Annotated in this window: 20 protein-coding genes; 11 read left to right on the forward strand and 9 right to left on the reverse strand. The window is 64.4% G+C overall.

Going from position 1 to position 20,845, the window contains the following annotated elements; genetic code table 11:
* Nucleotides 1–601: 601 nt before the first annotated feature.
* Nucleotides 602–2,734, reverse strand: a complete 2,133-nt coding sequence (pnp, locus tag K5R33_RS06960; protein WP_220748281.1) for a polyribonucleotide nucleotidyltransferase — start codon at nucleotides 2,732–2,734, stop codon at nucleotides 602–604.
* A 246-nt stretch (nucleotides 2,735–2,980) separates the two neighbouring features.
* Between pnp and K5R33_RS06965 the strand changes: the two genes are divergently transcribed.
* A complete protein-coding gene (locus K5R33_RS06965; protein WP_220748282.1) occupies nucleotides 2,981–4,207 on the forward strand; it encodes a Hint domain-containing protein in 1,227 nt (408 codons plus the stop codon).
* A gap of 33 nt (nucleotides 4,208–4,240) precedes the next feature.
* On the opposite strand, the gene rpsO is transcribed toward K5R33_RS06965, so the two are convergent.
* On the reverse strand, nucleotides 4,241–4,510 hold the full coding sequence (rpsO, locus tag K5R33_RS06970; protein WP_220748283.1) for a 30S ribosomal protein S15: 270 nt from the start codon (nucleotides 4,508–4,510) through the stop codon (nucleotides 4,241–4,243).
* A gap of 258 nt (nucleotides 4,511–4,768) precedes the next feature.
* Here rpsO and K5R33_RS06975 point away from each other — a divergent pair, with 258 nt between their 5' ends.
* Nucleotides 4,769–5,926 (forward strand): calcium-binding protein, encoded by a 1,158-nt coding sequence (locus K5R33_RS06975; RefSeq protein ID WP_220748284.1) that lies wholly within the window; start codon nucleotides 4,769–4,771, stop codon nucleotides 5,924–5,926.
* A 334-nt stretch (nucleotides 5,927–6,260) separates the two neighbouring features.
* Here K5R33_RS06975 and K5R33_RS06980 read toward each other — a convergent pair whose 3' ends face one another.
* The 6 genes from K5R33_RS06980 to rbfA all read right to left on the reverse strand — a co-directional run bounded on the left by K5R33_RS06980 (nucleotide 6,261) and on the right by rbfA (nucleotide 10,436).
* Complete coding sequence (locus tag K5R33_RS06980) at nucleotides 6,261–7,136, reverse strand: alpha/beta fold hydrolase (protein ID WP_220748285.1); 876 nt, start codon at nucleotides 7,134–7,136, stop codon at nucleotides 6,261–6,263.
* Entirely contained in the window at nucleotides 7,127–7,651 is a 525-nt protein-coding gene (locus K5R33_RS06985) for a DUF1643 domain-containing protein (RefSeq protein ID WP_220748286.1), read from the reverse strand. The genes K5R33_RS06980 and K5R33_RS06985 overlap by 10 nt, the downstream gene beginning before the upstream one ends.
* 60 nt (nucleotides 7,652–7,711) lie before the next feature.
* The gene (locus K5R33_RS06990; RefSeq protein WP_220748287.1) at nucleotides 7,712–8,203 is read right to left on the reverse strand and encodes a hypothetical protein; all 492 of its coding nucleotides are present in this window, start codon (nucleotides 8,201–8,203) and stop codon (nucleotides 7,712–7,714) included.
* A gap of 178 nt (nucleotides 8,204–8,381) precedes the next feature.
* Entirely contained in the window at nucleotides 8,382–9,281 is a 900-nt protein-coding gene (gene truB / locus K5R33_RS06995) for a tRNA pseudouridine(55) synthase TruB (RefSeq protein ID WP_220748288.1), read from the reverse strand.
* Nucleotides 9,274–10,005: a phosphodiester glycosidase family protein gene (locus K5R33_RS07000; protein ID WP_255576191.1), complete on the reverse strand. Its 732-nt coding sequence runs from the start codon at nucleotides 10,003–10,005 to the stop codon at nucleotides 9,274–9,276. Before K5R33_RS07000 ends, truB begins: the two co-directional genes overlap by 8 nt.
* A complete protein-coding gene (gene rbfA / locus K5R33_RS07005) occupies nucleotides 10,002–10,436 on the reverse strand; it encodes a 30S ribosome-binding factor RbfA (RefSeq protein WP_220748289.1) in 435 nt (144 codons plus the stop codon). Before rbfA ends, K5R33_RS07000 begins: the two co-directional genes overlap by 4 nt.
* A 116-nt stretch (nucleotides 10,437–10,552) precedes the next feature.
* Here rbfA and dapB point away from each other — a divergent pair, with 116 nt between their 5' ends.
* Both dapB and K5R33_RS07015 read left to right on the forward strand, forming a co-directional pair.
* On the forward strand, nucleotides 10,553–11,374 hold the full coding sequence (dapB, locus tag K5R33_RS07010) for a 4-hydroxy-tetrahydrodipicolinate reductase (RefSeq protein ID WP_220748290.1): 822 nt from the start codon (nucleotides 10,553–10,555) through the stop codon (nucleotides 11,372–11,374).
* A gap of 39 nt (nucleotides 11,375–11,413) precedes the next feature.
* A complete protein-coding gene (locus K5R33_RS07015; protein WP_220748291.1) occupies nucleotides 11,414–11,758 on the forward strand; it encodes a dihydrodipicolinate reductase in 345 nt (114 codons plus the stop codon).
* An 88-nt stretch (nucleotides 11,759–11,846) separates the two neighbouring features.
* Here K5R33_RS07015 and K5R33_RS07020 read toward each other — a convergent pair whose 3' ends face one another.
* Nucleotides 11,847–12,137: a DUF1674 domain-containing protein gene (locus tag K5R33_RS07020; protein ID WP_255576192.1), complete on the reverse strand. Its 291-nt coding sequence runs from the start codon at nucleotides 12,135–12,137 to the stop codon at nucleotides 11,847–11,849.
* Nucleotides 12,138–12,207: 70 nt separating this feature from the next.
* Here K5R33_RS07020 and K5R33_RS07025 point away from each other — a divergent pair, with 70 nt between their 5' ends.
* The 7 genes from K5R33_RS07025 to K5R33_RS07055 all read left to right on the forward strand — a co-directional run bounded on the left by K5R33_RS07025 (nucleotide 12,208) and on the right by K5R33_RS07055 (nucleotide 20,805).
* Nucleotides 12,208–13,473 carry an RsmB/NOP family class I SAM-dependent RNA methyltransferase gene (locus tag K5R33_RS07025; protein WP_220748292.1) on the forward strand — a complete coding sequence of 422 codons (1,266 nt, stop codon included), beginning with the start codon at nucleotides 12,208–12,210 and terminating at the stop codon, nucleotides 13,471–13,473.
* Between the two features lie 97 nt (nucleotides 13,474–13,570).
* Complete coding sequence (locus K5R33_RS07030) at nucleotides 13,571–15,295, forward strand: heparinase II/III family protein (protein ID WP_220748293.1); 1,725 nt, start codon at nucleotides 13,571–13,573, stop codon at nucleotides 15,293–15,295.
* A 26-nt stretch (nucleotides 15,296–15,321) separates the two neighbouring features.
* Nucleotides 15,322–16,896 carry a bifunctional phosphoribosylaminoimidazolecarboxamide formyltransferase/IMP cyclohydrolase gene (purH, locus tag K5R33_RS07035; protein ID WP_220748294.1) on the forward strand — a complete coding sequence of 525 codons (1,575 nt, stop codon included), beginning with the start codon at nucleotides 15,322–15,324 and terminating at the stop codon, nucleotides 16,894–16,896.
* Complete coding sequence (lspA, locus tag K5R33_RS07040) at nucleotides 16,896–17,366, forward strand: signal peptidase II (RefSeq protein ID WP_220748295.1); 471 nt, start codon at nucleotides 16,896–16,898, stop codon at nucleotides 17,364–17,366. Before purH ends, lspA begins: the two co-directional genes overlap by 1 nt.
* A gap of 59 nt (nucleotides 17,367–17,425) precedes the next feature.
* Entirely contained in the window at nucleotides 17,426–17,938 is a 513-nt protein-coding gene (locus K5R33_RS07045; protein ID WP_220748296.1) for a DUF3035 domain-containing protein, read from the forward strand.
* A 228-nt stretch (nucleotides 17,939–18,166) separates the two neighbouring features.
* Nucleotides 18,167–19,486: a M16 family metallopeptidase gene (locus K5R33_RS07050; RefSeq protein WP_220748526.1), complete on the forward strand. Its 1,320-nt coding sequence runs from the start codon at nucleotides 18,167–18,169 to the stop codon at nucleotides 19,484–19,486.
* Nucleotides 19,483–20,805, forward strand: a complete 1,323-nt coding sequence (locus tag K5R33_RS07055; RefSeq protein ID WP_220748297.1) for a M16 family metallopeptidase — start codon at nucleotides 19,483–19,485, stop codon at nucleotides 20,803–20,805. Before K5R33_RS07050 ends, K5R33_RS07055 begins: the two co-directional genes overlap by 4 nt.
* Nucleotides 20,806–20,845 lie beyond the last annotated feature (40 nt).

Consider the following 20,845-nt stretch of genomic DNA (forward strand, 5'->3'; position numbering starts at 1 on the left):
CTTGCGCGGGTCGCTAAGACGTCAATCTAACGCAAGAGCATCACACGGGATGTCAGGGTCATCATGTGCGCCCGTGGACGGCCACGGACCATTGCCAGCGGCAACGGGACGGAGCGCACCGGTATAATTGTGCTCAAGTAGGACGAGGAAACGAAGACCACCGGCATTACTTGGCTTGGAGGATCCTCGTTGAAATCAACACTCGAAACTAAGGCCGTATAGACCCACAGAAGCATACGCTGATCGTCAAAAGGCTAGAGAAAGTATACCTACCTGAGTGACCTCAACACTCAGTGACTACCCCAAGTGACTGAGCGAGGTAGCGTCTTTGCTCGACGAACACCTGTCGCCCACAGCAAAGAAAGGACGGACCGGGCAAGCCAAAGATCAAAAGCCACGTCCGCGCGAGCAGCGCACATCTGACCGGCAAGAATTGCCATTAACACGTCGCTCTGACCAACCAAGTGGCGTCCTACACATCACCAGTTCAACGAGCGCCGAAAAGACAAGATATCTCTCCATCACGTGCCCCAAGACGCAAAAACCCCCGGCCAAGTGACCGGGGGTTCTGTGCAGGCCTCGCCGTAGCGAGCCGACGCACTTAGTCTTCGGAGGCTTCCTTGACGGCTTCCTGACCGGTTTCCTGGTCAACCATCTTCATGGCGAGCCGCACTTTGCCACGGTCATCGAAGCCCAGCAGTTTGACCCAAACCTCTTGGCCCTCTTTCAGGACGTCCGAGGGGTGATTGAGGCGGCGGTTCTCGATCTGGGACACGTGGACCAGACCGTCACGCTTGCCGAAGAAGTTCACGAAGGCGCCGAAATCGACGATCTTCACGACCTTGCCCTTGTAGATCTTGCCCTCTTCCGGCTCGGCCACGATCGAGTGGATCATGTCATAGGCCTTCTGGATGGCTTCACCATTGGCCGAGGCAATCTTGATGATACCGTCGTCGTTGATGTCGACCTTGGCGCCCGAGGTTTCCACGATCTCGCGGATGACCTTCCCGCCCGAGCCGATCACTTCACGGATCTTGTCGGTCGGGATCTGCATCGTCTCGATACGCGGCGCGTGCTGGCTGAACTCATTAGCGGAGGTCAGGGCCTTGGCCATCTCGCCCAGGATGTGAACGCGACCGGCTTTCGCCTGATCCAGGGCCTTCTCCATGATCTCGGGCGTGATACCCGCGACCTTGATGTCCATCTGGAGCGAGGTGATGCCCGCCTCGGTGCCAGCCACCTTGAAGTCCATGTCGCCCAGGTGATCTTCGTCGCCCAGGATGTCGGTCAGGACCGCGTAGTCGCCATCGTCTTCCAGCACGAGGCCCATGGCCACGCCAGCGACCGGCGCCTTGAGAGGCACGCCCGCATCCATCATCGACAGAGAGCCGCCGCAGACGGTCGCCATGGACGAGGAGCCGTTGGATTCCGTGATCTCGGACACCAGACGCACCGTGTAGGGGAAGTCCGTCGCCGAAGGCAGAACCGCCTGCAACGCGCGCCAGGCCAGCTTGCCGTGACCGATTTCGCGGCGACCCGGAGGTCCGAAGCGACCCACTTCACCGACCGAGTAGGGCGGGAAGTTGTAGTGCAGCAGGAAGTTCGATTTGAAGTTGCCATGCAGCGCGTCGATGAACTGCTCATCATCGCCTGTGCCCAGGGTGGTCACGACCAGACCTTGGGTCTCGCCACGGGTGAACAGCGCGGAGCCATGAGTGCGGGGCAGCAGGCCGGTTTCCGACACAATGGGGCGCACGGTGTCCAGCGCACGGCCGTCGATCCGCTTGCCGTTCTTGACGACATCGCCGCGCAGAACCTTGGATTCCAGCTTTTTCAGGGCCGTGCCCAGGTTGGAGTCTTCCAACTCTTCTTCCGACAGTTCGGCCTTGATGGCCTCCTTGACGGCGGCGACGGCGCTGGTCCGCTCCTGCTTGTCGGTGATGGCGTAGGCGTCGCGCATCTTCTGCTCGCCCAGATCCGTCACGCGGGCCAGGATGGCGCTGTAGTCGGGCGCCTGGAAGTCCATGGGCTCTTTCGCGGCCTCTTCGGCCAGCGAGATGATCAGGTCCAACACGGGCTGCATTTGGTCGTGGCCAAACTTCACCGCGCCCAGCATCTCCGCTTCGGACAGCTCATAGGCCTCGGATTCGACCATCATCACGGCATCCTTGGTGCCTGCGACGACCAGGTCGAGCCGCTGCTCGGGGTCGCTGCGCAGGTCCTGCATGTCGTCGACGGAGGGGTTGAGGATGTATTCGCCATCCACAAACCCCACGCGCGCCCCGGCAATCGGCCCCATGAAGGGTGCGCCGGAGATCGTCAGCGCGGCAGAGGCCGCGATCATCGCGACGACATCGGGGTCATTTTCCAGGTCGTGGGACAGAACCGTGCAGATCACCAGCACTTCGTTCTTGAAGCCCTCGACGAACAGCGGGCGGATCGGGCGGTCGATCAGACGGCTGGTCAGCGTCTCTTTCTCGGTCGGACGCGCCTCGCGCTTGAAGAAACCACCGGGGATCTTGCCGGCCGCATAATACTTCTCATTGTAGTGAACGGTCAGGGGGAAGAAGTCCTGGCCCGGCTTCGGTGCCTTGGCATAGGTCACGGCGGCCATCACGGAGGTCTCGCCATAGGTGGCGATGACGCAGCCGTCGGCCTGACGGGCGATCTTACCCGTTTCCAGGGTGAGGGTATCGTGCCCCCACTCCATTTCTTTCTTAACTGTCTGGAACATATGTCATCCTGTCTGGGGAGCGGCCCGGCCCTCCGGGATCCCCGTGCATATGGCGGCCCCATTGCCGCCGACCCCAATCCTCTTGCACGGCGCCGGGGTCAGGGCGCCACGTCTCAGATGCGGTCGCCATACCCGAACAGCCGCCCGATGGGAAGCAGCTTGGACCTGGGTGGCATTAGTCGGTTCTTCATACCCTTGCGTCATAGTCAGGCCGCAAAAACGAGGATGACCGGAAAGGGTCTGACCATGGTAGCGCGTCTCCAGAATGTCCGGTTCGATCAGATCTATCCGGATAACGACGGTGGCCCCGAATTCGACACCGACGGGGATGGCCAGGCCACCCAGGAGGATGAATTCGTCTCCTTCACCAATGATGGCACCAGCGCGATTGATGTCTCAGGCTGGCAGGTCTGGTCAGACAGCACCGGCGTGGGCGCCCCCGATGCCGCCCAAGACGGCCTGTACCATACGTTCCCCCAAGGGACGGTCCTGCAACCCGGCGAGACCCTTTACATCATCAACGAAGTCTCTGGCGCTGAAAAGGACTGGCAACAGGAGTCGTCGGAAGGCGGCCAAGAAACGGGCGCGGGCGGCGTAAGCTCCAATTTCTTAACCGAAGGCAATTCGGGGAGCCCGTCTGAGTCAATCGCGCTGGTGAACCCGAACACGGGTGACTTCATCGTCTTCAACATGTCCACCTCGGCCGAACAGGTGAGCAGCCAGCCAGGATTTCCTGGCACCACGAAAGTCGGAGAGGTTGACGGCGATGCCGTGCAAGACGACGCGGGCGCGGGCTATTCCTACCAATACGATGAAGAGACGGATAGCTATGTCTACAGGGAAGTCTTCGTGCCCTGTTTTACGCCAGGAACCCTGATCTCCACCCCGTCCGGTGACCGTCCGGTCGAGTCGCTGCGGCCCGGGGACCTTGTCTGCACACGGGACGCGGGCGCAAAACCGCTCCGCGCCATTCTGCGGCGCAATGTTGATTTTCGAACGGGCGACCGCCTCAAACACCTGCCCATCGAATTTAAACCCGGCAGCCTCGGGCCCGCCCGACCCAACCGCCGCCTCATTGTGTCACCCCAGCACCGCATGCTTTTGTCGGACCCGTCGGGCCGGGAATACTTGGCCCCGGCAAAGGCTTTGGTGGATCGCCCAGGTGTGCGCGTGATGTCTGGCAGACGACACGTCACCTACATTCAACTGGTGTTTGACAGCCATGAAATCGTGCTGTCCGAAGGGGCCCCAACCGAGAGCTTTCATCCAGGAAACTATGTCACCGCCCGATGCAGCGGCGCCATGCGGCGGGGTCTCCGGCGGATCTTGCCAGAGGGCGCGCTCACCCATCCCTGCCCGGCAAGGCCCCTACTAACGCCTGCTCAGGTGCGCCAATTACCGCGGTCCGCCCTGAGGCCCGCGGGGCCAGACTGGGGGCCTACCGATCAAACGGCAAAAGGCCGCCCAGTTTAGGCGGCCTTCGGCAAAACATCGGTTAAGGCGCGATTAGCGGCGGATGCCAAGACGCTTGATCAGGTCCTGATAGCGCTGCTCGTCCTTACCACGCGTGTAGTCCAACAGCTTGCGGCGCTGCGCCACCAGCTTGAGCAGACCACGGCGCGAGTGGTTGTCTTTCTTGTGCGTCTTGAAGTGCTCCGTCAGCGTGCTGATACGCGACGTCAGGATCGCGACTTGCACCTCTGGGGATCCGGTATCGCCTTCTTTCGTGGCGAATTCCTTCATGAGGCGGTTCTTTTCTTCGACAGTGATCGACATCGGGGGCTCCTATCAAAAGTCTAGTCAATGAGGCGCAAGCCGGGATGTCGTCCAGCAAACCCTCGGAGAAGGGATCGCGTACACCGCTCCCGCGGATTTGAAAAGGATAAACTCACGCCACTGGCGCTCTGCACGCGTTAACCAGTTTACCGAACGGTCGTTTCTTCGAAGGCCGGGAAATGCTAGCGTAAGCGGCGATGTTCTTGGTCCGTTCAAGTTTTGATGGTTCGGCGGGCCTTACTGGGAAGGGGCGCCTCCATGCTGCTGATTGCCGGTCTTCTTGGCTTGGCCGCCTCTGGTCTCCTCCTCATTGAACCTGCGTCTGACCAAGACGAAGAACAGGCGAACCGCTCCGGGACTGAGGACACGGACCAAGATGAGGCGGAGCGCTCCTCCCCCCTCACAGAGGCGTTGGAGAATGCCTCGGATCCTGAGGCAACACAGAGCGAAGTCGCATCAGAACAAGCCGGCACGGACGATCCGCGCCCCGAACCGGACACCTTAACCGCCGAAGTTCGGTCCGAAACGCAGCCTCAAATGTCCAATCCGGCCACTGGCGCCGGGTCCGACGACCCGGGTCCGGCACCATTGATCAAGGACCAAGTCGCGGGGGCGCACCTCACGGATATGATCAACGGCGCCGAAGGAGCGGCCATTCTCCATACCTCGGACGCCATGTTCGGGAACGGCGGTGACGACACGCTGGTGGGGGGCGCTGCCCAGGACCTCATGATCGGGAATGATGGCGACGATCTCTTAGAGGGTCGCTCCGGAAGAGATGGCCTCTACGGTGACCTCGGGGATGATACGCTCAAGGGGGATGGCGGCAACGACATCCTCCACGGTGGGTGGGGGAACGACTCGCTCGATGGTGGGACGGGGCAAGACCTCCTCGTTGGTGGCGATGGCGATGATACCCTCGCCGGTGGCGATGGCGATGACCGTCTGTTTGGCGGCTACGGGACGGATCTACTCCAAGGGAATGATGGCAACGATCTGTTGGACGGCACCCAGTCCGACCAGCCTGGAGCAGGCGATGCAGATCAGGGCGATACGCTCCTCGGTGGGCGCGGGGATGACACCTTAGCGGGGGGGACTGGCGACCGCCTCACGGGGGGCGAGGGACAAGACACCTTCCTCTTCCGCGCGCCGAGCGCGGGCGCCTTTGGCTCAGATATTACGGACCCGGCGCAGTTCGAAGACGCGCCGACGATCACAGACTTCGACCGGTCCGAAGATGCCATCGAGATCATCTACGATGCTGCCTATGAACTGGAACCCGGCGTTCCCCCATCCCTAGAGGTGATCGCGTCCGATGATGGAACCGACCTCTTGCTTAATGGTGCTGTGGTCGCGCGGCTGGAGGCTGGCCTCACCCTTACCGATAACGACGTTCATCTCATACGTGCGTCTTAACCGGGCGGCGCCATATCCGCGCGTCGGGGCTGCTGGAAAATGGCTGGTGTCCAGTCACTCGACAGCATGAAGGCGCCCGTAAACACGCCCGTCACAGGTTTGATCAAACAACCCGTACCAAGCGCAGTGCTCGTATGGACCCCATGATCAGCAGTTCCATAACACTGCCACCTGCCCATCCGACGTCTTACCGCCGTATACGCACGGCGGGGCACCCATTCAGCCCAGCACACGATCGCAAGCCTGTCGCCAAGTGCCGCGCCCAAATCCGTAAAGAACCAACCGGGGAAATATGGGGGCGTTGCATCAAGGCCCCTGCCAACCGAATCAGCGCTTAGAGGAACTCCGCAAGGGCGGCGGAGACCTGCTCAGGCGCCTCTTCCATTGCGAAATGACCGCACTCCACAGCATAATCTGACACGTTCACGGCCCAGTCCCGCCAAACCGCAGCCGGATCCCCCGTCGAGGCGGGAAACCCACTCCGCGCCCAAATGAACAGAAGCGGGGCCGCGATCTTTCGCCCAGCCGCGCGATCCTCGGCATCGATTGCGCGGTCCGTATGGTATCCCGCGCGATAATCGGCACACATCGCCGCGAGCTGCGCAGGGTTCTCCGCCTGAGCGCGATAACTCTCCAACGCGTCATCCGCGAAAACGTCCAAGGACTTCCGCAAGGTCCACCCCTCCAAGGTCCAATCCACATAGGCCCTCGGATCAGCCCCGATCATGCGCTCCGGCAGCGGGGCCGGTTGGGCGAGAAAGTTCCAATGATAGGCCTTATGTGCGAGATCGGCGGACCAGGACTCCCAAAAAGCCAGGGTCGGAACAACTTCGAGAATGGCTAGCTTCCCCAGACGCGACGGGTGGTCCAGCGCAAAGCGATAGGCCAAACGCGCACCGCGATCATGGCCGACCACATCAGCCGTCGGATGGCCAAGCTGATCCAGAATGCAGATCAGATCCCGCGCCATCCGCCGCTTGGAATAGACCGTATGGCCCAGGTCGTCGGGCGGTGCATCGCTCTCCCCGTAGCCTCGAAGGTCGGGCAGGATACAGGTAAATCGTTCCGCAAGCGGGGGCAGCACGGGCAACCAGCACCGGTGGTTCTCTGGAAAGCCATGGAGCAGGACCAAGGGTGGTCCTGACCCAACCGTCCGCACCGCCAACCGTGTCCCGTCGTCCGCGATGATGTCCTGCTGGGTCAATTGCATGGATGCGCCTCCCATGGCTGCGGCTGTACGGCATACCCAATGTAGAGCGGGTGTTTGGGATGCCCGGCCTTCGATAGGCCCAAATGGTGCAACGGCACGCCAGTGGCGCGCAACATGCGCTCGACGGACGGGCCCCGATCAAGATGGGCGCCATGGGTGCCCCAGGCGCAGACGACACGTTGCGCCCAGAGCGCGGCATCCCGGATGGCACGGTCATTGGCCGCGCCCCCGACAGGCTCCGGATGGGCGCGCATGTCGCGCGGGTCCGTGGCGCGATAGGCAAAGATGTTCACGACACGAAAGGCACCGAATCCCAGAGCGCGCGCGCGGCGTTCGCAGCGTTCAACGGTTGGGTCATTGGACAGTTCCGTCGCCGTAGACGGGTTGAGCATCACGAAAGCGACCCGCCCCCCGGACGCATCCCAGGTGCGGGTCAGGTCGTAGCGATAGATCTCATCGTCGCTGTAGGTGGCCGTTGAGGGCGCATCGCCCTTCGTGTGGGTTCGCATCAGCATGGGCCAGACATGCCGAAGCCCGCCCCGCTGTGCAACGGGGCGGATCTGTTTGGTCACGGATCAGGCAAGGGCCGGGGTAGTCTGGACGGTACGGGGCAGATTGCGTTCGATCACCGCGGCGGCGACCACAGCAAAGAGCACATGCCCCCAGAGCGCGACCCAGGTGATCCCGGAGAAGCCGAGGAACGGCGCGTTCCCGGCGATCAGATGGGCGACGAAATACAGGGCAAAGACCCAGAGACCAACGCCATAGGCCACGGACACGAGGGACCAGTGCAACCAAGGCGTGAACTTGGCGGCCAGGGGACGCGCCACCAGGAAGTAACCCAGCGGATAGGCGATCATCCCAGTCAGGATGTGGACGACGTCCCCGATGCCCTTGGGCGCGACGCCGAACACCGATTTGACGGTGCCTGTGGCCAATCCGACCGGCGCGAGCTTGGCGAAGCCAAAGAGAGGGGACAGGCCTTGGCCGAACAGGTCGAAGGCTATGGTGGCCAGCGCGCCCGCAATCAGCAGCGTCCAGGCGGTGTGTTTGGTGGAATGTGTCATGGGATCAGGTCCTTAGCGGCGTGTTGTGCGATGTGCTTGGCACGGTGATAGCCGCTAAAGACCTGCTTGGGGCAGCCCCCCTCACGCGCAGGTTAAGGCCCCGATCCCGAGGGCCCCATTTCCGTGAAAAACTGTAACAATCACCTGCCAAAGGTCCTCAAAGGCCCCGGGCAATGTTTCAGGTCTGGAACACCTTGGACGGCTGCAACTGACCGGCACGATAGGTCCCAATCGCCACCGCACGGCCTTGATGCGCGGCCCAGCAAGTCTCTCCGAACTCCGCACCGGCAAGCACATCGGCTGGATTTCCATTGCGGAGGCGGGCGGCAGCCAGTTCCGTGACAGGCAAGGCGGGCAAGTCGTTCAGGCCAAGCTCCAACGGGTGAAGATGGGCGTCCAGTTCGGGCGTCCGCGCGAGGCTTTCAAGGGTGTCCAGGGACAGACCGGCGGCGGCGTCGAAGGGGCCGGACCAGGTCCGCCGCAGCCACGCCACATAGCCCAAACACCCGAGCGCGCGGCCCAAATCACGGGCAATGGATCGCACATATCCGCCCTTGCCGCAGACCATCTCCAACTCGGCGCCGTCGCTATCGCAGTCGATGATGTCCAGCCGCTCAACCCAGAGTGGCCGGGCAACCAAATCCATCTCAACACCCTCACGGGCCAAGTCGTAGGCCCGCTCGCCCTCGACCTTCACCGCGCTGACCTGGGGGGGGATCTGTTCGATTTGACCGCGAAAGGCGGTCAAGGCGCCCTCCAGGGCGGTCCGGTCAGGGCGCAGATCGGTGGTCCGCAGCACCTCACCCGAGGCGTCGTCGGTCGAGGTTTCCGCCCCCCAGGTCACCCGAAACCGGTATTCCTTCAGCGCGTCGGTGACATAGGGCACCGTCTTGGTCGCCTCACCCAGGGCCACGGCCAAAACGCCCGTTGCGTCGGGGTCCAGAGTCCCGGCATGGCCCGCCTTTTGCGCGTCAAAGGCCCACCGAACCTTGCCCACCACTTGGGTCGATCCGATGCCTGCGGGCTTATCCACAATCACCCACCCGTGGACCGGGCGCCCCTTTTTGCGTCTACCCATCGACTGTCTCCGTCACCAGAAGGATCGGCCCCATGCGCCGCCCCCCGTCATTGCGTCCGAGCGCGGGCGCATAAAGACGCGAGACGCGCCCGTCCAGATAGAGCGCGTCACGCACGCCCAGATTGTCCCGAAACAGCGTTGCCATCTCGTGGAAGCTCACCGGCTCATCCGAAATCACGAAAAAGACGGTCTGGCCATCAGGCGTAGCGCCGACGCCGTTGCGGATGTTCAAGTAGGGGCTATCGGCGATAAAGCGGGGATGCAGCGCGCCAGCGATCACCAGCATGGGACCGGATTGCGTGGCATGGGTGCAGACGGGCGGATCGGTGGCGAAGGCACGGCTCTCAATCACGCGGGCGCGCGATGGCGCCACGCAAAAGACGCCGTTGGGCAGCATGCCAAAATTTCCAGGCCCCGCTTTCGTGACGAGGGGTGATACCGTCGCGCCATCTTCGACGTACAGACCGACGGGCGCGCGGTCGGGGTGGTACATGCCGCCGTTCATGGCGAACGCGATGGGCGCCTGCACATCCCGCTCCAGGGCGACAAACGATCCCAGCACCGCGCCTTGATCATCAGACAGGCGAACCGAGACCCTCTGGCTCGCCAGATCAGCCATGCAGACGGTAAAGCTACGATCCCGGTGCGACACCGTTTCGCAAGCCTGGCCTGCGCCGACCATGGCCAGAAAGATCGCCGCAGCCGCCAGGACGATGCGGATCACGCAGGGCCTCCGCCCTCGTCTTTACCGTCCCGGTCGGGCGCCTCCACATCGCGACGGACCCGCTCATCCGCAAAAAGCGCGCGGGTGGCATCCATCCGGTCGAAGGTCTCGTCGATGCGAAACCGCAGGTCCGGCGCCACCTTGAGGGCCATATCCTTGGTCACGGCCCGGCGGAGCGCGCCCTTATTGCGGGTCAGCGCGGCGATCGTGTCGTCCTTGCCCTTTCCACCCAAGGGCAGCACCCAGCAGGTCGCGATTTTGAGGTCCCGTGTGACAGTCACCTCACCCACCGTGATCGACATAGCCTGCAGATCCGGGTCGTGGATTTCGCCCCGGATGAGAACGTCGGACAGGGTGCGCCGGATCAATTCGCCCACGCGCAATTGCCGCTGCGAGGGGCCGCGCCCGCCATCGGATTGGGATCGTGCCATGGGGACCTCCTGTGCGAAGGCCCCGCAGATAAGGCCGACGGCGGCTTAGTGCAAGCGAAGCCGTTGCGCGCGGGCGTGGAAATGCCCAAGACGGGACCAAACGGATCGGAGGCCCCATGACCCAAACGACAGACAGCACCGGCATCGTCATCATGGGAGGCTCTGGCCGCATGGGGCGCATGTTGATCGATGTCATCACGGCATCGGACAGCGCCCATATCATCGGCGTGACCGAAGCACCCGGGCACCCCTGGGCTGGACGCGACCTGGGTGAGGCTTTGGGCGGCGCCGCGTCGGGGGTGCCCGTGACCGATCAGGCGCTGGACGTGGTGGCGAAGGCCCAGGCCGTGATCGACTTCACCACGCCTACTGCGACGCTGGCCATGTCCAAGGTCACCGCCCAGACGGGCGCCGTGCATGTCGTGGGTACGACGGGCATGACGGCAGACGACATCGCCGCCCTCGACCGCGCCGCGCAAGAGACGACGATTGTGCGGGCCGGGAACATGTCGCTGGGCGTGAATTTGCTGACCCAGATTGTGCGGCAAGTGGCCGCCGCCCTGGACGATGACTACGACATTGAGGTGGTCGAAACCCACCACCGCCACAAGGTCGACGCGCCCTCGGGCACGGCGCTGATGCTGGGCGAAGCCGCTGCCGCAGGTCGTGGTGTCGATCTAGATACGGTGGCGGACCGCGCCCGGGACGGGATCACCGGCGCCCGGACCCGAGGGTCTATCGGCTTCCATGCTCTGCGCGGCGGCGATGTGGTCGGCGACCATGACGTGATCTTCGCCGCCGACGGGGAGCGGATCACCCTCCGCCACCAAGCCTCCGACAGGTCCGTGTTCGCGCGCGGCGCGCTCAAGGCGGCGCTTTGGGGTCAGGGCAAGGGCCCGGGCGCCTTCGACATGCTGGACGTGCTCGGGTTGCGTTAAACGAGTGATCCGGTGCGGCACCTTCTGCGTATCAGGATCATGAAACAGCTTGCTCTCCTCGTCGCGCTCGTTGCCCCCCTACCGGCCTTGGCGTTCGAACCCGTGACCACACGGGACGGATTTCTGTCCCTCGTTCAGGGCAAGACGCTTGCGGGGGATGGCGTCTCCCTCCGTGTGGGACCAGATGGCAGCATCGCTGGGCGCGGCTTCGGATTGCGCGTCACTGGCACTTGGGATTGGCAGGGCCGGTTCTTTTGCCGGACCCTGGACACGGCTGTGCGGGACTTTCCGCGCAATTGTCAGACGGTCGAGATACAGGGTGCCACCGTCCGCTTCACCGCGGACCAGGGGGCTGGCGATACGGCGGACCTACGCATCCGTTGATGGCTAGGTCGGGGTCCGACCCCGGCTTGAATGGCTGCGATACCCCAATATGCAATGGCGCACGGCACGGGGATCGCCCGACGACACCCTAGAAGTCGATGGCAATCCCTTTGAGTTCCCAGTCGCCATAGCGCACCGGCTCCGGCCCATCGCGACCACCAAGTTCCGTCGGCAGGCTCAGATCGGCGGCCTTGCGGGCGTCGGCCTCTTCCAGCGCTCGGCGCGCGACCTCTGGCAGAGCGGCCCGGCGCGCGGCTTCTGCTTCGGCGGACAAAGGCGTCACCGGCACTTCGGCCCGGCGGTTGCCCGTGGGGCACGCTGGCGCATCCGGGTTCGCCTGGGGCAAGCCTTCGGGATCTACGGTCATGCGTTCGGCCATGTCGGTCCTCCTTGCCGCGTCTTGGCTTTCCATATACGCCCATCCCCCTGTCGGACAAGGAACCTGCGACATGGAAGACCGTCCCGCCCGGGATCTGCCCGAAAGCCTCGCCGCGCGCCGGGGCGCCCTGCGTCTGTTGGCCCATGTCCTGCGGGATGGCCGCATGTTGGGCGACGGCGCCTCGGGCCTGACGGGCGCCCCTGCGGCGCGCGCCTTACGCTTGGCGGGCCTGGTGTTGCGGCACATGGGGCGCGCAGACGCCCTGCTCAAGGCGCGGATGCAACGACAACCCGCAGCGCGCATCCGTGACATCTTGCGATTGGCCGTGGTCGAGATCTTCGTGGATGGGGCCGCCCCCCATGGCGTGGTCAACGATGCCGTTGCCCTGGCCCGCGCCACGCCGCGCACGGTCAAACAAGCGGGGCTTGTCAATGCCGTCCTGCGTGGCTTGGGTGGGGCGGAGGCCGAATGGACCGCCCTGCCCCCACCGGCCCTGCCAGCCTGGTTGCGCAAACCGCTGGCCAAAGCCTGGGGGCGCGACCGGTTGGAGGCGATCGAAGCCGCCCACCTAACGCCTGCGCCCTTGGATCTGTCGGTCAAACCAGGCGGACTGGCGCCAGATGGTGTGACCTTGCCGACGGGCACCCTGCGCCTGGATGGTGGACAGGTCAGCGCCCTGCCGGGCTACGCGGAGGGGACCTGGTGGGTTCAGGACGCGGCGGCGGCCGTTCCTGTGCGGTTGCTGGGCGATGTTGCGGGGCAGCGCGTTCTGGACCTCTGCGCTGCGCCAGGTGGCAAAACCATGCAATTGGCCGCAGCAGGCGCGGAGGTCACAGCCCTCGACGTCTCAGAGGCGCGCCTGAAACGCGTGGCGGAAAACCTGACGCGCACGGGCCTTTCAGCTACCGTCGTGACGGCCGACGCCATGAACTGGACACCGCCCGCCCCCTTTGATGCCATCCTGCTCGACGCGCCCTGCACGGCGACCGGTACCATCCGGCGCCATCCAGATTTGCCTCACCTGCGGGAGGCGCGGGACGTGGAAGCGCTGACCAGAATGCAGTTTCACCTGCTGGACCGCGCCCTCACGATGCTGGCACCCGGTGGGCGTCTGGTCTTTTGCACCTGTTCGCTGCTGCCCGTTGAGGGGGAGCACCAGATCACCGCAGCCCTGAAACGCCATCCAGATTTGCGCGCAACGGCGTTGGACCCCGCCGCATATGGCCTGCCACCGGAGACGCAAAGCCCCCACGGCCTACGTCTCTTGCCGGACCTTTGGCCGGATCGTGGCGGTCTCGACGGGTTCTACATGGCGTTGCTCACCAAGGCGGCCTGACCAGTCAGCACCCGCGCCCGGCAACCGGACGGTGACAGGCGCGCGCCTTGGGCGTAGTCTGCCGCGAAAAGGTCGGGACAGACCTGGAGGGCAGAGGATGGCAAGCGATCGCGGGTTCCGCGAGAAATGGGCAACGCGCCTGCGCGTGATGCGCGCGCGACCCCGCCACGGGCGCCGATCCCTCGTTTGGTACCCGGAGCCACGGGGCAGCGGCTCGCCCCGGCGCGGCACGCAGATCTTAGGGGGTCTGTGGCATTTCGCGGGTCAATTGGTCGAGGCGCCCGAGACCTCGCCTTGGGACATCGCCGCGCCGTCGGTGCCCTTCGAGATGCAGTTGCATGGCTTTGGCTGGCTGGATGACGTGATGGCCGTCGGGGATCGCGCTGCCGCCGACATGGGCCGCGCGGCGGTGGTGGATTGGGCACGACGCTACGGGCGTGGCACGGGCCCAGGCTGGCCACCTGCCTTGACCGGGCGGCGTTTGCTGCGCTGGATCAGTCATGCGCCCGAGTTGCTTCGCAGCATGCCAGCCTCCGACCAATCCAAAGTCTTTGATGCAATCTACAACCAAGCAGGCCTGCTGCGCCGCCATTGGAGAGATGCCCCCACTGGATTGCCGCGGATGGAGGCTCTGACGGGCCTGCTATACGCGGGTCTCACGTTAGAGGGATTGGGAGACCTGGAAGCGGACGCGACGGCGGCCCTGACCCGCGCCATGGCGGACGACATTGGCCCCGACGGTGGCATCGCCTCTCGCAACCCCGAAGCCCTGTTGGAGGTCGCGACCCTGCTGGGGTGGGCCATCACCGCCCTGCGCGGTCGAGACCGGGCGGTCCCGGAGGACCTGACCGCAGCGCAAGGGCGCGCGATTCCGACGTTGCGCGCCCTGCGCCACGCCGACGGTGGGCTGGCGCGGTTTCATGGTGGCGGGCGGGGCCGCATCGGCCGCCTGGACCGCACCCTGGTCAACAGCGGCATCCGGGATCGCAACGACAGCGGCCTCGCCATGGGCTATGTCCCGGTTCAGCACGGGCGCACGACATTGATCGTCGATGCAGAGGCGCCGCCGACGGGGCCTGTCTCCGGTTCCGCCCATGCGTCGACCTTGGCGTTTGAGCTCACGTCAGGGAATTGCCCCGTGATCGTCAATTGCGGGCCCGGCGGTGCTTTTGGGCCGGATTGGCATCGGGCCGGACGGGCCACGGCGTCCCATTCGACGGTCTCTATCGAGGGGCATTCCTCGGCCCGCATTGGGGCGCTCTTGTCAGACGGTGGGCGCCGGATTGCGCCGATGATCCAGACGCCACGGCGGGTCCAGTGGCAGCGCAGCGCCTCGCGCCGGGCCTCGACCTTACTGTTAAGCCATGACGGCTATGCCCCCAGTTTCGGCCTGACCCATCTGCGCCGGTTGAACCTATCGACCGATGGACGGCTGCTGGAGGGGGAGGACGCGCTCCGCGCGGTGAGTGCCGCCGACAAAGAGCGCTTCGAGGATGCCATGACCGCTGCGCACCTACAGGGCGTGCCGTTTCAGGTGCGCTTTCACTTGCACGCCGACAGCCAGGCCGAAATCGACTTGGGCGGGCGGGCCGTGTCCATCAGTTTGCCGTCGGGCGAGGTCTGGGTGTTCCGTCCCGGACGTGAGGTGGACTTGCAACTTGACCGCTCCGTGCATCTGGAACCAGGGCGCTTGAACCCGCGTCCTGCACAACAGGTGGTTTTATCCGACCGCATTGTGAAATATGCCGCGACCATCGACTGGACCCTGACGCGCGCGCAGGAGGCGACGGACCTGCCTCCCTCGGCCGCGGAACGGATCTGACTGGCTGCCAAAGGACGACCCCGCCCATGACCCACGTGCCCCTCAAGCGCGCCCTGATTTCCGTTTCCGACAAAGGGGGCCTGATCGACTTGGGACAGGCCCTGGCCGCACGGGGGGTCGAATTGCTGTCCACCGGCGGATCGGCCAAGGCCCTGCGGGACGCTGGCCTGGAGGTCATCGACGTGGCCGATGTCACGGGCTTCCCTGAGATGATGGACGGTCGGGTCAAGACGCTGCACCCCAAAGTCCATGGCGGCCTGCTGGCGCTACGGGATAATCCTGACCACGCCGCGGCCATGGAAGATCATGGCATCGGCGGCATCGATCTGCTGGTGGTGAACCTGTACCCATTCGAAGCGACCGTGGCCTCCGGTGCCGATGAGGCGACCTGCATCGAGAACATAGATATCGGTGGCCCGGCCATGATCCGCGCCGGGGCCAAAAACCAGGCTTTCACCTGCGTCATCACCGACCCCGAGGATTACGCCGCGCTGTTTGCGGAACTGGACGCCAATGACGGGGCCACCACCCTAGCCTTCCGTCAGCGCCAGTCCGCCATCGCCTATGGGCGCACCGCCGCCTATGACGCCGCAGTGGCCACTTGGATGGCGCGGTTCGAAGATACCCCCCGGCGCGTCGCCGCCGCTGGGCGGTTGGTACAAGAAATGCGCTACGGCGAAAATCCGCACCAAGCGGCGGCCTTCTACGCCGATGGCTCCGACCGTGCGGGGGTCGCAACGGCGACCCAGCACCAGGGCAAAGCGCTAAGCTACAACAACATCAACGACACCGACGCCGCCGTGGAATTGGTGGCGGAGTTCTCGAACACGCCCGCCGTCGCCATTATCAAACATGCGAACCCTTGTGGCGTGGCGACGGGCGCGACCCTGGCCGAGGCGTACCAACGTGCCTTTGACTGCGACCGCACCTCAGCCTTCGGCGGAATCGTCGCGCTGAACGGCACGCTGGACGAAGAGACGGCCAAGCTGATGACCGGGATCTTTACCGAGGTGGTCATCGCCCCCGAAGCCACTGACGCCGCCCGCGCCGTCTTCGCCGCCAAAAAGAACCTGCGCCTGCTGACGACGGGGACCCTGCCCGACCCGCGCAGCCCGCGGCGGATGATGAAACAGGTGGCTGGCGGCTGGCTGGCCCAAGACCACGACACGGGCCACGTGGCCGACAGCGACCTGCGCGTGGTCACCAAGCTGGCACCGACCGAGGCCCAGATGGCCGACCTGCGCCTGGCCTGGACGGTGGCCAAACACGTCAAGTCGAACGCGATCATCTACGCCAAGGATGGCGCCACGGTGGGTATCGGGGCCGGTCAGATGAGCCGCGTGGACAGCAGCCGAATTGCGGCGCGCAAAGCACTGGATGTGGCCGAGGTCCTGGGCCTGGACCAAAGCGCGGCGGTCGGGTCTGCCGTGGCCTCCGACGCCTTCTTCCCCTTCGCCGACGGGTTGCTGGCGGCAGCAGAGGCGGGCGCGACCTGCGTGATCCAGCCGGGTGGTTCCATGCGCGACGAAGAGGTCATCGCCGCCGCCGATGAGGCCGGCCTGGCGATGGTCTTCACCGGCATGCGGCACTTCCGCCACTGATGCGCGCGCTCGGGATCACCGCGCTGTTGGCCTTTGCCATCGACCAGCTGTCAAAGCTGATCGTCGTGCATTGGATGAACCTAAAAGAAGTCCTTGTGATCCCGGTTGTGCCGCCCTTGCTGACGTTTCGCATGGGCTGGAACGAAGGGATCAACTTCGGCCTATTCTCGGGCGCGGGCGCGCGATGGGCCTTGGTGGGTCTGGCGCTCGCGATTTCGGTGGTGTTGATCGTCTGGGCGCGCAAGTTCGACCGACCGATTTCCTTCGTGGCGGCGGGTCTTGTGATCGGTGGCGCCTTGGGCAATGCGCTCGATAGGGTTGTCTATGGCGCGGTAGCGGATTTCTTGAACATGTCCTGCTGCGGCGTCCAAAATCCATTTGCCTTCAATATCGCGGACGTTTTCATTTTTGCCGGGGCCTTCGGCCTCGTCATCTGGGGGGAGCCGCAAGCCCCGAAGAACACCCCGTGACGCTGGCCACAGGCTGCGGTAGACGGGACGGAAGGATGACGCCGAGGGGGCGAGAGACGATGATCGGACGGATTGGGCTGAGCTTGGTCGCGGCGCTGACGCTGGTGGCCTGTGAGCGGGAAAACCCGACGTTGATGCATGTTCGGTCTGCGGACCGCACGCCCGATGAGTTCGCTATTCTGCCGACCCGTCCGCTGGAAACCCCGCCCAATCTGGCAGCCCTACCGACGCCCACCCCGGGCGGCGTGAACCGGACCGATCCCCAACCCCAGGCGGAGGCAATCGCCGCCCTGGGCGGCGATGCAGCTCGGGGGGCCCGCGCGGACGGCGCGCTGGTCGCCACGGTCTCGCGCTACGGCGTCGCGCCCACCATCCGGGAGCAATTGGCCGCCGAAGACCTGGAGTTCCGCCGCAAGCGCGATGGCCGCCTGTTGGAACGGCTGTTCAACGTAAATGTTTATTTCAAAGCCTACCGCGAACAATCGCTGGACCAACACGCGGAGTTGGAGCGGTTGCGCCGGGCCGGCGTTCGGACCGTCGCGGCCCCGCCGGACCCCGAAACGCTGAATTAAGACCGCGGGGCGTCTTCGGTCGATGGCTGCGACACGCGCAAACGAGGACTCCCACGTTGGTGTTTGTGCTTGGGTTTGCGCCCTCAAGCAGCCCATTTGACTGACAAAGGCGTGATTGCGACCTCAGCTGCCGTTTGATTTCCGCGGATCGCTCATATCTTCTGGGATAACTTGACCGCCAACACCCCGGAGGTTTCTTTGCGCTTAGCCCCCCTTGCCGCCGCGATCATGGCCGTCGCATCGCCCCTTTGGGCGGCGTCTGGCGACGATACCGTGACAACATTCACCCTGCCCAACGGGATGAACGCCGTCGTCATCGAAGACAACCGGGCGCCCGTCGTCGTCCATATGGTTTGGTACAACGTCGGCGCCGCCGATGAGCCGCCTGGAAAGTCCGGTATCGCGCACTTCCTCGAACACCTGATGTTCAAAGGCACGGACGATCTGGAACCCGGTGAACTGGGGGACATCGTTGCTGCCCAAGGCGGGTCGAACAATGCCTTCACCTCGTTCGACTACACCGGCTACTTCCAGCGCGTCGCCTCGGATCGCCTGGGCCTGATGATGGAGCTTGAGGCGGACCGGATGCGGGACCTGGTTCTCGACAATGAGGACATGCTGACCGAGCGGGACGTGGTTCTTGAGGAACGCGCCCAGCGCACTGACAGCAGCCCGGGCGGCCAGTTTCAGGAACAGCGCGCCGCGCTTCAGTATCTGAACCACCCGTACCGCATTCCGATCATTGGCTGGCAGCATGAGATTGAGCAACTGACGCTGCAAGATGCGCTCGACTTCTATGACGTCTTCTATGCACCCAACAACGCGACGCTGATCGTGGCGGGCGATGTCGATCCGGCGGAGGTCGAGGCCCTGGCGCTTGAGCATTACGGCCCCATCGCCCCGTCTGACAGCCTGCCCGACCGCGTGCGCCCATCTGAGCCGCCGCAGATCGCGCCGCGCCGCCTGACGCTGGCCGATGATCGGGTGTCGAACCCCTATGTGATCCGCACCTATCTGGCCCCCGAACGGGACGCAGGCGCCCAGGAGACCGCAGCCGCCTTGACGATCTTAGCCCAGGTCCTGGGGGGATCCTCGCAAACCTCAATCATGGGCCGCACGTTGGAGCAGGACGAAGGTGTCGCGCTCTATACGTCGGCGTTCTATTCCGGCACCTCGCTGGATGACACGACGTTCGGGGTTGTCGTGCTGCCGGTGCCGGGGCGCAGCCTAGAACAGGCCGAGGCGGATATGGACCGGATGATCCAATCGGTCCTCGACAACGGTATCGACGATGCCCAGCTGGAACGGATCAAGACCCAGGTCCGCGCCGCGGAGATCTACGGTCGTGACAGCCTACAAGGCCGGGCGCGCGGATATGGCGTTGCGCTGACAAGCGGCCTTACCGTCGAGGACGTCCAGGCTTGGCCCGACGTTTTGGATGCCGTGACCGAAGACGATATCATCGCCGCCGCCCGACAGGTGTTCGATATGCGCCAGTCCGTCACCGGCTACCTGATGCGCCCTGAGGCTGAGGAGGCCACCCAATGACCATCCTATTGCGTGCCTGCGTGGTCGCGGCCCTTGCCGTTCTGCCCGTTCGGGCGATCGCCGCCGTTGAGATTCAAGAGGTGACCTCGCCCGGGGGCATCACGGCTTGGCTGGTCGAAGAACGCTCCATCCCCTTCGTGGCGCTCGATATCCGTTTTGAGGGGGGTGCGAACCTGGATGCACCCGGCAAGCGCGGCGCAACCAATCTGATGATGGGTCTGTTGGAAGAGGGCGCGGCTGATATGGACGCTCGCGCCTTTGCGGAGGCCGCCGAGGGGCTGGCCGCGCGGTTCAGCTTTGAGGCCTTCAACGATAGCGTGTCGATCAGCGCTGAGGTCCTGACCGATAACCGCGATGCCTCCATGGCCCTATTGCGAGACGCCCTGGTGGCCCCCACCTTTGATCAAACCGCGCTCGACCGGGTTCGCGACCAGGTCTTGGCCGGGATCGAACAGGACGCCCGTGACCCGGAGGAAATCGCCTCGGCCACCATGGCGCGCTTGGCCTTCGGGGAGCATCCCTATGGTTCTGCCCTAGAGGGCACCTTGGAGAGCGTGACCGCCCTGACCCGAGAAGATATCCAGGCCGCCCATGGCACAGTGCTTACGCGGGATCGGGTGTACGTTGGTGTCACCGGCGACATCAGCGCCGCTGAATTGGGTCCGCTGCTGGATGAGTTGCTTGGTGACCTCCCCGCCACAGGCGTGCCCAACGCGTCGGAGGCCGACTATACCCTCGACGGCGGCGTGACCGTGGTTGACTACCCCTCGCCACAATCGGTCGTTCTGTTTGGTCACGAAGGGATCGCCCGCGACGACGATGACTTCTTTGCAGCTTATGTGATGAACCACATCCTGGGAGGTGGCGGGTTTCAATCCAAGCTGATGACCGAAGTGCGCGAGGAACGGGGCCTGACCTATGGCATCGGCAGCTTCCTGGTCCCCCGCGATTTGGCCGCGCAACACATGGGCCAGTTTTCGTCGACGAACGACAAAACCGCCGAGGCGGTGCAAATCGTCCGCGACATTTGGGCGGACGTGGCCGCCAATGGCGTTGCGGAGGATCGGTTGGAGGCCGCGAAGACCTATCTGACCGGGGCTTATCCGCTACGATTCGACGGCAATGGGACGATTGCCGGGATCCTTGTGGGGATGCAGGCGCAGGAGTTACCCATCGACTATATCGCGACGCGCAACGACAAAGTGATGGCGGTCACGCCAGACGATGTCCGTCGCGTGGCGGAGCGTTTGCTGCAGCCAGAAGACCTCCATTTCGTCGTCGTGGGACAGCCCATCGGCCTGGAGACGGGGGCCTTCTAGGCACGGCTTCCGACTTCCCCCATCGCGGCGCCCATGCTAT

It is taken from the genome of Jannaschia pagri, assembly GCF_019655435.1.
Lineage (GTDB): Bacteria > Pseudomonadota > Alphaproteobacteria > Rhodobacterales > Rhodobacteraceae > Jannaschia > Jannaschia pagri.